Below are 13,582 nucleotides of genomic sequence, written 5' to 3'. Positions count from 1 at the left end.
GCAGCGGGTCCAGACACCTAGAGGAGTTCACCGTTGAATTTCACAGCCACCCGCTCGACTGGTAAGCGCGTTCTCGCAGCTGCCGCCATCGCCTCGCTGACCGCCATCGGGCTGGCCGCGTGTTCCGGTTCCGGTTCCGGTTCCGACAAGGTCGGTGTCTCGTTGATCGTGAAGACCACGACCAACCCGTATTTCGTCTCCATGGAAGACGCGGCCAAAGCCGACGCCGCCAAGGCCGGAGTCAACCTCACCCTCGCAGCCGGCAAGCAGGACGGCGATGTCGCCACCCAGGTGCAGGCGATCGAGTCGGCCATCGGCCGCGGCGACAAGGGCATCCTGATCACCCCGAACGGCCCTGGTGTGCAGAATGCGATCGATAAGGCGCGCAAGGCCGGGCTCTACGTGATCGCGCTCGACACCGTCCCGACTCCGCCCTCCTCAGTCGACATCACGTTCGCCACCGACAACTTCGCCGCGGGCGAGGCGATCGGCAAGTGGACCGCCGCTCAGCTGAACGGCAAGGCCGCCGACATCGCGATGCTCGATCTGTTCAACACTCAGGTCGTCTCGGTCGACCTCAACCGCGACCAGGGCTTCCTGAAGGGCATGGGCATCGCGGTTCCCGACTCGTCGAAGAACGGCAGTGAGGCCAAGAGCGGCTCCTACACCGGCGGCACCGGCGGCAGCTACACGATCGCCGGCCACCAGCCCACCAACGGAGACGCCGCCGACGGCCGCACCGCGATGGAGACGATCCTCGCCAAGGACCCGAACGTCAACGTGGTCTACACGATCAACGAGCCTGCCGCGTACGGCGCCTACCAGGCGCTCCAGGCGGCCGGTAAGGCCAAGGGAACGATCCTGGTCTCCATCGACGGCGGCTGCACCGGTGTCAGCCAGGTGAAGTCCGGCATCATCGGCGCGACCAGCCAGCAGTACCCTTCGAAGATGGCGTCGCTCGGCATGGAGGCGATCGTGAAGCTGGCCAAGACGGGGCAGAAGCCGAAGACCACGAACGGCCTGGACTTCTACAACACCGGCTCGCAGCTGGTGACGAACACCGCGGTGCCGGGCCTCAAGAGCATCACCCCCGACGCCGCCAGCTCGATCTGCTGGGGCAAGTAGGTTCCACCGGCCCGGACCGGGGAACCGGTCCGGGCCGCCTTCCTCTCTCGACAGAGGATCCGACAGCGTGGTCCGCAGACCATCGCACCGAACAGAGAAGTTCAGGAGCACCAGATCGTGAGTAATCCCACCACGAGCAAACCAAACCCCCAAACCAAGCCGACGGCGCAGACCAGCCCTCCGACCTCGGAACTGGATCTCGCCCAGGAGTTCCTTCACCGCACGACCCCGCTGACCCGGATCCGCGGTCTGTTGCACCGCTACCCGGCTCTGAGCCCGGCGGTCGTGCTCGTGCTCTCGATCATCGTCTTCGGAATCATCAACCCGCGGTTCCTCAACCCGGGAAATCTCTCGCTGATCACCCAGCAGGTGGCAGTGGTCGGAACCATCGGCATCGCCCAGACGCTGATCATCCTCACCTCCGGCATCGACCTCTCGGTCGGGGCGGCCACCACACTGGCGGGACTCGTCATCGCCCAGACCGCCTCCGCCAACCACGTACCCTGGCCGCTCGCCCTCCTGCTCGGCCTGCTCACCGGCCTCGCCACGGGGCTGCTCAACGGCCTCCTGGTGACGCGGCTGAAACTGCCGCCGTTCATCGTGACGCTCGGCACGTTGAGCATCTTCACGGCCGTGCTGCTGCTCTACTCGAACAGCGCGTCCGTGCAGGGGCAGAACCTGCCCGGGCCCATCACCGCGCTCGGCAACACCTTCAACGTCGGCGGGGTGCAGATCACCTGGGGAGTCGTGGTGATGGTCGTGCTCTACGCGATCGTCGCCACCATCCTCGGCCGCACGGCGTGGGGTCGTCACGTCTACGCCGTGGGCGACGACGCGGAGGCCGCCCGCCTGGCCGGTATCCGGGTGCAGCGGGTGCTGCTCAGCGTGTACCTCGCGGCCGGGGCCATCCTCGCCGTCGGCGCGTGGGTGCTGATCGGCCGCGTCGACGGCATCGGCCCCAACGACGGAACGGCCACCAACCTCGAGTCGATCACCGCTGTGGTGATCGGCGGCACGAGCCTCTTCGGCGGCCGCGGCACGGTGTGGGGCACCCTCCTCGGAGCCCTCATCGTCGGCGTGTTCGAGGAGGGCCTGGCCGTCGCCGGCCTCGACGTGCTCTACCAGGTGCTCGCCGTGGGCATCCTCGTCATCGTCGCCGTCTCGGTCGACCAGTGGATTCGGAAGGTACGGAAGTGACCATCGCAACCGACAACCCGGCGGCTACGCCGACCGAGACTCGCACACCGGTGCTCGAAGCCCGCCGCCTGGTCAAGACCTTCGGGAGGGTCGTCGGGCTCGACGGCGTCAGCCTGCAGCTCTACCCGGGTGAGGTGCTCGCCATCATCGGCGACAACGGCGCCGGCAAGTCCACCCTCATCAAGTGCCTCACCGGCGCGGAGATCCCGGACGAAGGGGAGCTCTTCCTCGACGGCCAGCCCATCCATTTCCGCCGCCCGCAGGATGCCCGGGCCGCCGGAATCGAGACGGTCTATCAGAACCTGGCCGTCTCCCCGCACTCGACGTGGCGTCGAACCTGTTCCTCGGCCGCGAAGTCCGTCGTTCCGGCGTGCTCGGATCGGTGTTCCGCATCATGGACACCAAGAAGATGCGCAAACAGGCCAGAGACGAACTCACTACTCTCGGGATCACGACCCTCCAGGATGTCACCGTCCCGGTTGAGAACCTCTCCGGTGGCCAGCGCCAAGCCGTCGCGGTCGCCCGCGCCGCGGCGTTCGGGTCGAAGGTCGTCGTGCTCGACGAGCCGACGGCGGCCCTCGGCGTACGCGAGTCGGCGCAAGTCCTCGAGCTCGTCAAGAACCTGCGCGACCGCGGGATCCCGGTCATCCTGATCAGCCACAACATGCCGCACGTCTTCGAGGTCGCCGACCGCATCCACATCCAGCGACTCGGCAAGCGTGCGGCGACGATCACTCCGGCCTCGCACTCGATGACGGACGCCGTGGCCATCATGACCGGGGCGAAGGTTGGGTGAGCCGAAGACCCTCTACGCCGAGTTCACCGCTCGGCGCGGCCACGAGGACGAGGTCGAACGCCTCGTGGCCGGCCTCGCCGAGCACGTCAGGCAGGAGCCGGGAAACGTGAGCTTCATCGCCCACCGTCTCGCGGAGGATCCCGCCGCCTTCTTCGTCTACGAAGAGTATGCGGATGCCGACGCCTTCGAGGCCCACCTGCGCTCCGAGCACGGCATCGCCTTCAACGCAGAACTCTCAGCGCACATCGTCGAGGACGGCTCCCGGCTGACCTGGCTCGAGCGCATCTGAGCTCCGCCGCCGGAAGGAGTGAGGCGATGCCCTTCTTCCGGCGGCGGACACGACGCGTCCCGATGCGACCATTCGACGAAGCGGGTCTCGACGCGGTCCAGCCCGCCACTCTGGAACGCGCCCTCGAGGAGGGAATGCTGCTGGCGGAGTTCTCGGTGCGCATGACTGTGCGGAACGCGATCATCACCGAGATGCTGACCACGCAGGATGCGGTCTTCGCACCCGCCCCCTTCGTCGAGGTGGCCCGGCGCGCCCTACTCGCCCTCGCCGACGAAGCGGATGCGACCGAAGCCCGCATCGCGACCGAGCACCGGTTCGCCGCCGTCCTCGAAGGCGAACCGGAGCACTCGCACGACTACCGTCCAGCAGACGCGATCAACCTGCGCCGAAGAGAAGCGCTCTCGCGCGCGACCGCTGACGAGCTCAGGAGGCGGTCGCGAGACGACGAGTACCTCGCGCACGTGGTCGAGCTGGCCCACGCAGAGGCATGGGGCGAGATCTCGCGCGAAATCGAACTGCGCATCGACCGCGCGACGACGGCGCCTGACCCTCTCGGGATGAGCGAGCGGCTGGACGACCTGCGCCAGGAGCTTCGACGGCTGGCGCAGCGCACGGACTGACCGCGACACACCTCTCCCGCGGAGGGCGTGGGATTCGAACTCTATCCGGTGCCCCGTTGCCATCTCATTGTTGGCAAAGATCAGCAGAAAATCAACGATCTACGCTCTTGCTCGACCCCGTACGACCCCACCCGACCTCAGTGAGTTGTGCGCAAGATGTGCGCAAATCGTGGCGCGCTCGAGCCTAGATTTCGTGTCCGATGGGGTCCGCGACAGTTCGGTCCTCGAGCTGCGGGCCGCCGACCGGCTCGCCCTGCCAGCTGAGGAGTGTCCACCCCGACCTCGAGTCGCCTTCCAGTTCGGCGAGGCCCGTGTTCTCCAGCGGTCGGTCTAGCGTGAACGTCGCGCTGGTGTTAGACGACCGCAGGCCGACCCACGCTCGAATGGCGGCGCCGTGGCTCACAACCGCAAGAGTGCCACCGGCGGGGATGGGAGCGGACGCTGCGGCAAGCGCGGCGTCGTAGCGCGCGAAGAAGTCGTGCCCGTTCTCGGCGCCCGGGTTCCTGACATCGAGGTCTCCCGCAGCCCACGAACAGAACGTCCGGAGGTAGGCCGCGACCGAGGCGCGATCGTTTCGGCCCTCGTACGTGCCGGCCTCCACCTCGCGCAGGCCGTCGAACACCGTAGGTTGCAGTCCGCGATCCGCCGCGAACGGCGCCGCCGTGAGCTGAGTACGCACCATCGTGCTCACCGCGATCGCCGCTATCGGCTCGGTGATCGATGCCGGCAGGGCCGCCGCCTGTCGCTTGCCCAGTGAGGTCAGCGTCGGTCCCGGCACCATGGTGCCCAGGATTCCTTGCACATTGTCGGGGGTCTGGCCGTGTCGAAGAAGAAGGAGTCGCATGCTCCTGCAAATCTATCGTCCGCGGGCACGAGCGCCTTCCGACCGGACCGTCCACCGAGTCAGCACCGACCTCACGCAGGACGGCCCGACATCGCCAGACCCGTGCGTGGATCGCGCCCGGCTTGCCACCGCGCCTTCTGCTCGTCCGGAGTCACGATTGCTCCGTCCGGGGATGTGACAGGGGTGAGGAAATTCGGCATACCCAGGCTGAACGCGCAGCCGTCAATCGCTTTCTGCAGTTCGTCGTAGAAGCCAAGTGGCCACCTCTCGGGTCGCTTGACGGTGAAGTGGTCGACCCGGTACATCATCAGCGTCTCGTGGGTGCGCTGGCGTACCGCTGGCCCGTACTCGATTACGAAATGGATGCGCGTGCCCGTGTCGGCGACCACCAGCCAGACACGCTCCCCCGCCTGTAGAACTCTCATGACCCGGCACTCCAACATTCGAACATATGTTCTATTGTGGCCAGTGGAACTGACACCCGCTACCCGATCGGAGGAACTGGCCATGAGCATTGCTCCCGCCGCTGACATCGTCCACATCTGGACCGATTCCGGGACTCCGACCCGGCTCGTTTGGCGCGATCACCGGTATCGCGTCCTCGCCGCTGAACCCGTTCGATCGTGCACAACCCACGACGCTCTCACTCACCCCGCTGAGCGACTCATCGGGTGGTCCGTTGTCGCGATCGCGGACAAGGAGCCCTACGACGTTCGGTCCATGCAGTTGCAGTCCATCGGCACCGGATGGGTGCTGGTCGACGTCGACCCCGCCTGACGGTGGGCCAGAACCGCCGCTACCCGGGATCCGGGATGGACCGCGCGATCGAACAAGCGATCACCCGCCCCCGCCCGGTCTGGCTGACCGAGCAAGAAGTCGACCTGGAGCACGACCCGGCCGTCGTCCCCAGCGCACCGGCGCCAGCGATCGCGTACGTGCGCTTCCATGAAGCCGTCGTCCGACCAGAGGTCGAGGTGGTGGCGTGGAACGAGCACGCCGTCCGCATCCGCTTCACTGCCCGGGACGGGCAGGTACACGAGGGCTGGGTGTGGAAGGACGCGGTGCGGTCCAAAGCGCCGCGGAGGATCGAGCGCCGGCACTGATCGACTTAGGACGTGCGTCTGCTCTCCTCCCTGCCAGTTGGTGTGCCGTGTAGCCTGCGGCGATTGTTCGGTCGCCTGGCCTGCGCGCAAGCCCGTTCGGGGCCGACTGGGTCGCCCTGCCGGGTGGCGTTCCGGGCGAGGCTCACTGTCGGCACTGCGTGCCTTCACGGCATACCAACCAGCAGGAAGGAAACGATCATGAGCACCCTCATCACCGACAGCAACGAGCTCACCCATTTCACGGCCGTGTTCAGCAAACACGACCTCGCCGCCGGCCTGGCACCCCAACTCGGCTGCCTCGAGGTCGAAGCCCTCGCCGGCCTGCTCCGAGCACTCGGAGAACCCGCCACCGCCGACACCTGCATCCGGGAGCACGCTACCGGCGACGAACTCGGCGACGCCCACTACCAGGGCGACACCCTCGAATACCTGGTCCCGATCGACCCGCAGGAGGACCTGCAGTGCGACAGCTGCCAGTAACGACCCGCGAGCCCACGCCGACGACGGCGTGGGCTCGATTCATGTGAGGAACAGATCTAGTGGAGCCGCGAGCGGCGCCCTGCTTGCTGGGTGTCCGTCTGCCTGGCCGGTTGATCGTAGTTCGCTCCCGCGGGACTGCGTGCGGGGCTTTCGCGGCATATCCTCACTCGCTGCGCTCCCTGCGGTATTCCACGACCCGGCACTGCGCTCCGCTCCCGCTCACCCTCGATCCCCTTGCCAGACAGGCGAACAAGAACAGATGAAGGGATCACAGAACCATGAACGAGACCACCACCGTTGCGGGCACCATCGAACACCTCAACCCGCACACCCTGACCATCGAAACCAACGTCCGACCCTCCGCACCCATCACCCCCGCCTTCATCCAGTCCATCAAAGAGAACGGCGTCCTCACCCCGTCCTCGGCCACCGCAGCGACGACGGCACCGTCACCGTCCGGGCAGGACAGCGTCGAGTCTTCGCCGCACGCGAATCCGGACTCACCAGCATTCCCGTCTACCTGGTGGATGCGGACGGGTTGACGGCGCAGCGGATCGTGCAGCAGATGGTCGAGAACGACCAGCGCGAAGCCCTCACCGACGGCGACCGTGCCGCCGCGTTCCAACAACTCGCATTCGAAGGGCTCTCCGTGACCGCGATCGCGCGACGCACGGGGACCAAGCAGAAGCAGGTCAAGACGGCGTTGGCGGTGGCCGAGAACCGGGCTGCGGCGAACGCGATCCAGGAGCACCAGCTGACCCTGGACCAGGCAGCGGTGCTGATCGAGTTCGACGGCGAAGACGAGCTGCGGTCCGATCTGATCCAGGTCGCGACTACCGACCCGGCACAGTTCGCGCACGCGGCCCAGCGGGCACGGGACGAGAAGTCCCGCGCCAAGACCAAGGCGGACGCGGAAGCCGACCTGGAAGGACGCGGCTACCTGATCCTCGATGTGGACCCCGGCTACTACGACACCGAGTACACCCGCATCAGCGAACTCCTCACCGCCGACGACCAACGGGTTACCGTCGAGAACATCGAGAACCTGGACGGACGAGCCGCCCACGTACGCATCTACGCGGACGGCGACGCCAACATCAGCTACTTCCTCCGGGACCCGAAAGCCGCAGGATTCCACACCTACGGCGGCACCCAACCCAAATCCGGGCCGATGACCGACGAAGAGAAGGCCGAACGACGCACCCTGATCGCGAACAATAAGGCGTGGGCATCCGCCGAGATCGTCCGCCGCGAATGGCTTACCACGCTCCTGTCCCGCAAGGCCCTCCCCAAGAACGCGGCGGTCGTCATCGCCAAGGGCCTCACGATCCACCGGCAATCGATCAGCACCGCCGCTCGCGAGGGCAACGAGCACGCCCACCGGCTGCTCGGTCTGGAGCCGTCCGGCTACTTCGAGAACGACAAGCTCGTAGCGTTGCTTGAGCAGAACCCAGGCAAAGCGCAGCATGTGGCGCTGGCCGTCGTGCTCGGTGCATGCGAGTCGGTCACCAGCAAGCAGACCTGGCGGTACCCTTCCTCCACCAACAGGGACTATTTCACTCAGCTCGCCGCGTGGGGCTATGGCCTCAGCGACGTCGAGCAGATCGTCACAGCAAGCGAAGACGGATCGACGTCCGAGGACGCCGGCTCGGTCAGCGCCGACCCTGGCGCAGCCGACTGACCATGCCGACAGAAGCGGGCCTGCGCGCCAGGCCCGCTTCTCGTTAAGCGGTCAAAGACGGGTTACAAGTCGGCGCCGCAACCGTCGCCGCGCTGACGACCGGGCCTCCTCGCAGGGCTACCCGATTGAAGGCTACGAATGGCACACACGCCGTCTCTGTCGTCAGCGCCGTCAGCCGGCCGATCGGCGTGTATGGATCGGCGGCGATCGCCTATCCATCGACGGCGCACGGGTCATTGTCTCGATGCCGTCCGGCTTCTCTTGTGCCGTCGGGTTGGCCGATCCGGCTATCCCGATGAGTTCTTTCCAGTTCCGGATCCATGTCTTTCGTATCGATGGCGAATACCGGCATCCTGATCGCTCCCCGTGTCGACTGTCTTTGTTTGCCTTCGGTCGGGGAGATCGAGAGCGAGTGGTAGGTGCGGAGTGTCGGGAGCGTGGAATACCGGCGGGAGCGCAGCGAGTGAGGATATGCCGCGAAAGCCGGCACGGAGAACCGGGAATGAGCTCTGGTCGCCAGCGGAAAAACGAACAAATGGTCAAGGACAGTCGCCGTCGGAGGCTGCGCCGTCGAAGTCGTGCTGACGCAGGTCGCGTCGCCTGCCAACCTTCTATGCCCTGTTGACTTGTATTTAGGGAGATCGGGCGGCGCTGCACGCAAACGGCAAGAGATGGCTTCGACGGCGCCATGAATATCAGGTCTGCAAATTCTCGGATGCGAGCGCTGACCAAGGACCGTAGTTACGTGAGGCCCACTCAATGGCTGCGTAGACTTCGGGTTCACAGAGGTCCCCGACTCGAGAATCACGGCAAGGTCCCGCCTGGCTTGTCGCCAGGCGGGACCTCGTTGCGAATCTGCGCGTCAGCTGGAAAGCATGCTTACGTCAGGGTCGCTGTCCCCGATGTGTCCCGGGGCATTGACGGCGAGCACCCGTTCGACGAACGCGGCGTATTCCTCCATGTAGTGGCGCAGGAACGATGCGGTGGACTCATCCGTCACCTCGCCGTCGCTGCCGAAGGCATCCGGTCGGAAGGTGATGTATGCCTCGGGCGCGTTCAATTGCGGGGCGTCCAAAAAGCTCAGCACGGCGCGCATAGAGGATTGCATGACCGCGGTGCCGATCCCACCGGGGGATGCGCCGATGATCCCAGTCGGCTTCCGCGCGAACGAGTTGGCGCCCCAGGGACGCGAACCCCAATCAATGGCGTTCTTGAGCCCGCCGGGGATCGAGCGGTTGTACTCGGGTGACACGAATAGGATGCCGTCCGAAGCCTCGATCGCCTGCTTCAGGGCGCGGCCCTCCGCAGGAAAGTCCTCGTCGTAGTCCCAGCTGTAGATCGGGAGATCTTTGATCGGGATCTCGGTGAACTCCAGATTGTCAGGGGCGTGCCTGATCAGTGCTTTCGAGAGGGTCCGGTTGATCGAGCCCTTCGCAAGGCTGCCAACGAAGTAGCCAATCTTGTATGTCTTCGCCATGGGTTATTCCTTCCTGCCTTCCGATCGAAGGCCGGGTATGCCTGACATTGAACACCGCACGCTTCCGCGTAGAAGGGGGCGGTTGACTGCCAGGAGAGCCGATCCGCGTCGGGCTCTCCTGGTCGCCTAGCGTTCTCTCGAAGCCGTTTGCCGATTAGGCCGCGGTTTGTGCTTGCGGGGTGCTGAAATCGATGACGAACTTCGCACCTCGCGAGCGTCCCTCGGCGACGAGCGCCTCCGTGGCGGGGGCGTCGTCTGGTGCGATCGTCGTCACTTCGAGCGCCAGCTCCCCGTCCGCGGCGAGCTTCGCGATCCGCTCCAAGTCGACACCGTCAGGCACGATGTACAGGTTGTTGGTACGAATCCCGCGGGACGCCTCCGGCGCGTCCGAAGTGAGCGAGGTCAAGCGACCACCGTCCTCGAGCAGCTTCATGGCTTCCTCGGAGGTGCCGTCGGCGGCGATGAGGACAGCCTCAAACTTCCGATCGGTCGTCTGTGCGAAGTTCTCCGCGTGCGAGTCGATGACGTCGACAGCGCCGAGCTTACGAAGCCGGTCGTCGTGTCGGGGGCTCGCTGCGGCGACAACGTCGGCGCCGGCAAGGACGCCGAGCCGGATCGCCATGACTGCAGTCGGTCCGGAACCGACGACGAGCAGGCGCGTGCCCTCGACGACCTGCAGTTCCTTCAGCGACTGGCTCGCAGTGAGTGCCGCTACAGGAAGGGCGGCCGCGTGAACGGCGCTGAGGCCCGACGGGAGAAGCGCGGCACTGGAGGCGTGAACGAGCACCTGCTCCGCCCAGAAGCCGCTCCCCCCGGGGAGAGGTGTGTCGTGCACCACGACTACGTCACCAACCTTGAAGCTGTCGACATCCGGGCCGATTGCGACGACGCGTCCAACGCCTTCGACACCGAGAGCGGCAGGCGGCTTCAGTTGGACATCCCAACCGTCGGTGATGTGCAGGAGAGCGTCCCACGGACCGATCCCTGCACTGATGGTCTCGAGCAGGATTTCGCCGGCTTCTGGCTGGCGAGGGGTGGGCAGGTCGAGGACCTCGACGGTCCCGTCAACGGTCTGGGCTCCGATCCCGATCATGATGTTCTCCTTATTGTTGACGCTTGGTGAGGCGGTTGCGCTCACTTTTTCCGCTCGTGCGAGCGCGTGTGTGGCGCACCGGATGCATATTCGTCATGAGTCTGTCGCGGCTTGAGTGAGTCAAATAGTTCAATTCGTGTCATTGTCTGGCCCTATAGTTGCAACCCCGCAGGTGGAACTGGTTCTGTATGGGATCGGCATGAACTCGCGCCGCGAGGTGGTGGCCGTCACTCGCGCTGGTGTTTGCTGCGTTTGCACACATATGGTCGGCGTCGCTCCGCGCGACCGTTCTTACCTCTTGACTTCGAGGAAGCGTCTTCGCTCACGATCTGGAAGCGATCCCCGCCGTCTACCTAAGATCGTCCTCGCGATCCCGTCCTTTGCAAGCGCCTCAGGCGGTCAGGCCGTAGGAGCGACCCTTCTCTCATCCGCAACGGCGGTCCCCACATCGTGCTGAGACCGTCGGAGCTGCGACGGAGTCTGACCTGTCCCCGTCCGAAAGGCTCGAGTGAATGCGGACTCCGATTGGTAACCCACTTCAGCTGCGATGTCGGCGACATTCCGGTCCGTGTTGTCCAGCAGGTCGGCAGCTATCATCAAACGAGCCCGCGTGAGGAACTGCCCGAAGGTCATACCAGTCGCCGTTTGAAACCGTCGGATGAAGGTAGCGCGGGACATCGAGGTCTGTGCGGCCAGCCGATCGAGCGACCACCGGGACCCGGGCCGGGCGAGGATGTCTTGGATGATGGTGCTGATCCGCGGGTCCGCGACAGCTGTCCAGAGACGTCCATGCGCGTTGTTCGCTGCCGTTGCGGTTCGAAGGACGAGCGCGATGAGCACAGTGCAGAACGCCGACATGATGGCCGCCGAACCCATCCCATCATGCTCAGCTTCGGCCCGCATGAGGTCGCTCAGACCATTCAGAGTCCCGCGGCCACGCTCGTCCTGAAAAAGAGACACATGTGTTGGCGCGGGCAGAGATCTGAAGAGGATTGCGCCAGCGCCAGCCCCGACGGTGTAGTGGCCACAGAAAAGATCAATCACCGGCTCGCTGCCATCGTCACTGGTTTTGATGGAGAACGTAGAACCGTCTCGTATGGTGATCGACCTTGTCGGTCCTGCTCCTGCGGTAAGAATCCGGTGTCGCGCTCCGGTTGTGATGATGACCACGTCACCGGCTGTCATGTGGTGCAGTTTGCCGCCAACCTCGAGATCACATTCGCCTTCTAGGAGGACATGGAAGGGGATCTCGCGAGGCGCTCGCGGCCCGGGTTCCATGGTTGTGGAGCCGCCGAGCAGGCATCGGGTATCGAGTCGCGCCTCGAGGCGTGCAATCCGAAGCAACTGACTGATTTCGTCCATTCTGATACTTTCGAGCTAGTGAATGATACGCAATGGTCTATTTGTAGCATCAGTGTGGGGCGACACTCTAGGTATGGACACCACCACATCTCTCACAGCCGATGTCATCGTCCTCGGGTTCGGCAAGGGAGGGAAGACCGCTGCGCACGTCCTAGCGAACGCCGGGAAGCGGATCATCCTCATCGAACAATCTGAGGACATGTACGGCGGCACCTGCCCTAACGTTGGTTGCATCCCGACCAAAATGCTTGTGCATTATTCGAACTCGCGGCGACTGGAGGATGCTGCACAAGAGTTCTTTGCCAGCTCCATCGAAGGGGTGCGAAAGCTCACCTCCGCCGGCCGCGCAGCGAACTTCAAAGCCATCGACAGCAAGGAGCTGGCGACTGTCATCACGGGGAAAGCCCGTTTCGTCGACCCTCACACCGTCGCCGTCGGAGAAGGAAAGGACGAGATCACCGTCACCGGGTCGACGATCCTGATAAACACCGGCTCCGAGCCGATCGTGCCTCCCATCGACGGCATTGAGGCCAGCGAGAATCTGGTCAGCAGCAGTGACCTCACCCGTCTGCAGAAGCTCCCCGAGCATCTGGTGATCATCGGTGGCGGCTATCTCGGCCTGGAGTTCGCATCGATCTACCGGCACTTCGGGTCTGAGGTGACCGTGCTTGAGGCGGCGGACAGGCTGCTGCCGAAGGAGGATGAGGATGTAGCCGCCGTCGCCGCTGAGATCCTCGCCGGCGATGGCATCACCCTCATCACCGGTTCTCTCGCGGATCGCATCGAAGATGTGGACGGCGGAACGACCGTCACGTACATAAAGGATGGGGTCTCGCACGCCGTCCGAGGCGATGCCGTGCTGCCGGCGACCGGCCGAAAGCCGGCAACGGACGGCCTGAACCTGGAGGCGGCGGGCGTGGAGACAACGTCCCGCGGAGCGGTAGTGGTTGACGAGCACCTGCGCACCACGCAGCCGCACATCTTCGCTCTCGGGGACGTGAACGGCGGACCGCAGTTCACGTACATCTCGCTTGATGATGCACGGGTCGTCCTCGACCAGTTGCTCGGCGACGGCAAGCGGAGCGTGAAAGACCGCGTGGCCGTCCCCAAGACGGTGTTCATCACGCCGCCCCTGGCTACTGTTGGTCTCACCGAGCGGGAGGCCCGCGCGCGAGGGCTGAATATCAAGGTCGCTCGAGAGAAGGTGGCCAACATCGTCGCTTTGCGACGCACCTACACGGTTGAGGAGACCCGGGGAGTGATGAAGTTCATCCTCGACGCGGACACCGATCTCATCCTCGGCGCGGCAATTCTGAGCATCGACGCGCAAGAGGTGATCAACCTGGTCTCGTTGGCGATACAGCAGGGCGTCACCGCCACCACCCTGCACAACGGGATCTATACACACCCGAGCACGACAGAGGTATTCAACGAAATCTTCACAAAGATCGTGTCCTGAAGAGAGAGGCGCCGCGGCCGGTTGGCGGCCGCGGCGCACCTTCACTCCTGCTAGGT

At 64.9% G+C, this 13,582-nt stretch carries 13 protein-coding genes and 2 pseudogenes; 10 read left to right on the top strand and 5 right to left on the bottom strand.

The features are described from left to right. Nucleotides 1-33 precede the first annotated feature (33 nt). The 5 genes and pseudogenes from ACQ86L_RS14655 (at nucleotide 34) to ACQ86L_RS14635 (ending at nucleotide 4,027) form a co-directional block, all read left to right on the top strand. Nucleotides 34-1,125, top strand: coding sequence for a substrate-binding domain-containing protein (locus tag ACQ86L_RS14655; protein ID WP_434316064.1), 1,092 nt, complete (start codon nucleotides 34-36; stop codon nucleotides 1,123-1,125). Between the two features lie 117 nt (nucleotides 1,126-1,242). Then, nucleotides 1,243-2,322 carry an ABC transporter permease gene (locus ACQ86L_RS14650; RefSeq protein ID WP_434316063.1) on the top strand — a complete coding sequence of 360 codons (1,080 nt, stop codon included), beginning with the start codon at nucleotides 1,243-1,245 and terminating at the stop codon, nucleotides 2,320-2,322. Further along, nucleotides 2,298-3,118 (top strand): annotated as a pseudogene (locus ACQ86L_RS14645) (ATP-binding cassette domain-containing protein). The gene ACQ86L_RS14650 and the pseudogene ACQ86L_RS14645 overlap by 25 nt, the downstream one beginning before the upstream one ends. Further along, the gene (locus tag ACQ86L_RS14640; RefSeq protein ID WP_434316062.1) at nucleotides 3,111-3,407 is read left to right on the top strand and encodes a putative quinol monooxygenase; all 297 of its coding nucleotides are present in this window, start codon (nucleotides 3,111-3,113) and stop codon (nucleotides 3,405-3,407) included. The pseudogene ACQ86L_RS14645 and the gene ACQ86L_RS14640 overlap by 8 nt, the downstream one beginning before the upstream one ends. A 62-nt stretch (nucleotides 3,408-3,469) precedes the next feature. Further along, on the top strand, nucleotides 3,470-4,027 hold the full coding sequence (locus ACQ86L_RS14635) for a hypothetical protein (protein WP_434316061.1): 558 nt from the start codon (nucleotides 3,470-3,472) through the stop codon (nucleotides 4,025-4,027). Between the two features lie 184 nt (nucleotides 4,028-4,211). On the opposite strand, the gene ACQ86L_RS14630 is transcribed toward ACQ86L_RS14635, so the two are convergent. Further along, a complete protein-coding gene (locus ACQ86L_RS14630) occupies nucleotides 4,212-4,871 on the bottom strand; it encodes a histidine phosphatase family protein (RefSeq protein WP_434316060.1) in 660 nt (219 codons plus the stop codon). A gap of 71 nt (nucleotides 4,872-4,942) precedes the next feature. Next, nucleotides 4,943-5,260 (bottom strand): hypothetical protein, encoded by a 318-nt coding sequence (locus ACQ86L_RS14625; RefSeq protein WP_434316059.1) that lies wholly within the window; start codon nucleotides 5,258-5,260, stop codon nucleotides 4,943-4,945. Nucleotides 5,261-5,683: 423 nt separating this feature from the next. Here ACQ86L_RS14625 and ACQ86L_RS14620 point away from each other — a divergent pair, with 423 nt between their 5' ends. The 4 genes and pseudogenes from ACQ86L_RS14620 to ACQ86L_RS14605 all read left to right on the top strand — a co-directional run bounded on the left by ACQ86L_RS14620 (nucleotide 5,684) and on the right by ACQ86L_RS14605 (nucleotide 8,135). Then, the gene (locus ACQ86L_RS14620; RefSeq protein ID WP_434316058.1) at nucleotides 5,684-5,974 is read left to right on the top strand and encodes a hypothetical protein; all 291 of its coding nucleotides are present in this window, start codon (nucleotides 5,684-5,686) and stop codon (nucleotides 5,972-5,974) included. A gap of 198 nt (nucleotides 5,975-6,172) precedes the next feature. After that, nucleotides 6,173-6,454: a hypothetical protein gene (locus tag ACQ86L_RS14615; RefSeq protein WP_434316057.1), complete on the top strand. Its 282-nt coding sequence runs from the start codon at nucleotides 6,173-6,175 to the stop codon at nucleotides 6,452-6,454. A gap of 259 nt (nucleotides 6,455-6,713) precedes the next feature. Then, nucleotides 6,714-6,971: pseudogene (locus ACQ86L_RS14610) on the top strand (hypothetical protein); the annotation flags it as partial. A gap of 6 nt (nucleotides 6,972-6,977) precedes the next feature. Beyond that, nucleotides 6,978-8,135, top strand: a complete 1,158-nt coding sequence (locus ACQ86L_RS14605) for a ParB/RepB/Spo0J family partition protein (protein WP_434318984.1) — start codon at nucleotides 6,978-6,980, stop codon at nucleotides 8,133-8,135. 862 nt (nucleotides 8,136-8,997) lie between these two features. Here ACQ86L_RS14605 and ACQ86L_RS14600 read toward each other — a convergent pair. The 3 genes from ACQ86L_RS14600 to ACQ86L_RS14590 all read right to left on the bottom strand — a co-directional run bounded on the left by ACQ86L_RS14600 (nucleotide 8,998) and on the right by ACQ86L_RS14590 (nucleotide 12,067). Continuing rightward, nucleotides 8,998-9,612: an NADPH-dependent FMN reductase gene (locus ACQ86L_RS14600; protein ID WP_434316056.1), complete on the bottom strand. Its 615-nt coding sequence runs from the start codon at nucleotides 9,610-9,612 to the stop codon at nucleotides 8,998-9,000. A gap of 154 nt (nucleotides 9,613-9,766) precedes the next feature. Next, nucleotides 9,767-10,705, bottom strand: coding sequence for an NADP-dependent oxidoreductase (locus ACQ86L_RS14595; RefSeq protein WP_434316055.1), 939 nt, complete (start codon nucleotides 10,703-10,705; stop codon nucleotides 9,767-9,769). A gap of 399 nt (nucleotides 10,706-11,104) precedes the next feature. After that, entirely contained in the window at nucleotides 11,105-12,067 is a 963-nt protein-coding gene (locus tag ACQ86L_RS14590; RefSeq protein WP_434316054.1) for a cupin domain-containing protein, read from the bottom strand. Between the two features lie 73 nt (nucleotides 12,068-12,140). On the opposite strand from ACQ86L_RS14590, the gene ACQ86L_RS14585 reads away from it, so the two are divergent. Further along, a complete protein-coding gene (locus tag ACQ86L_RS14585) occupies nucleotides 12,141-13,526 on the top strand; it encodes an FAD-dependent oxidoreductase (protein ID WP_434316053.1) in 1,386 nt (461 codons plus the stop codon). Nucleotides 13,527-13,582 lie beyond the last annotated feature (56 nt).

The sequence above is a fragment of the Leifsonia sp. P73 genome, assembly GCF_051059105.1.
GTDB lineage: Bacteria > Actinomycetota > Actinomycetes > Actinomycetales > Microbacteriaceae > Leifsonia.
This window is presented reverse-complemented; position numbering and strand designations above follow the sequence as displayed.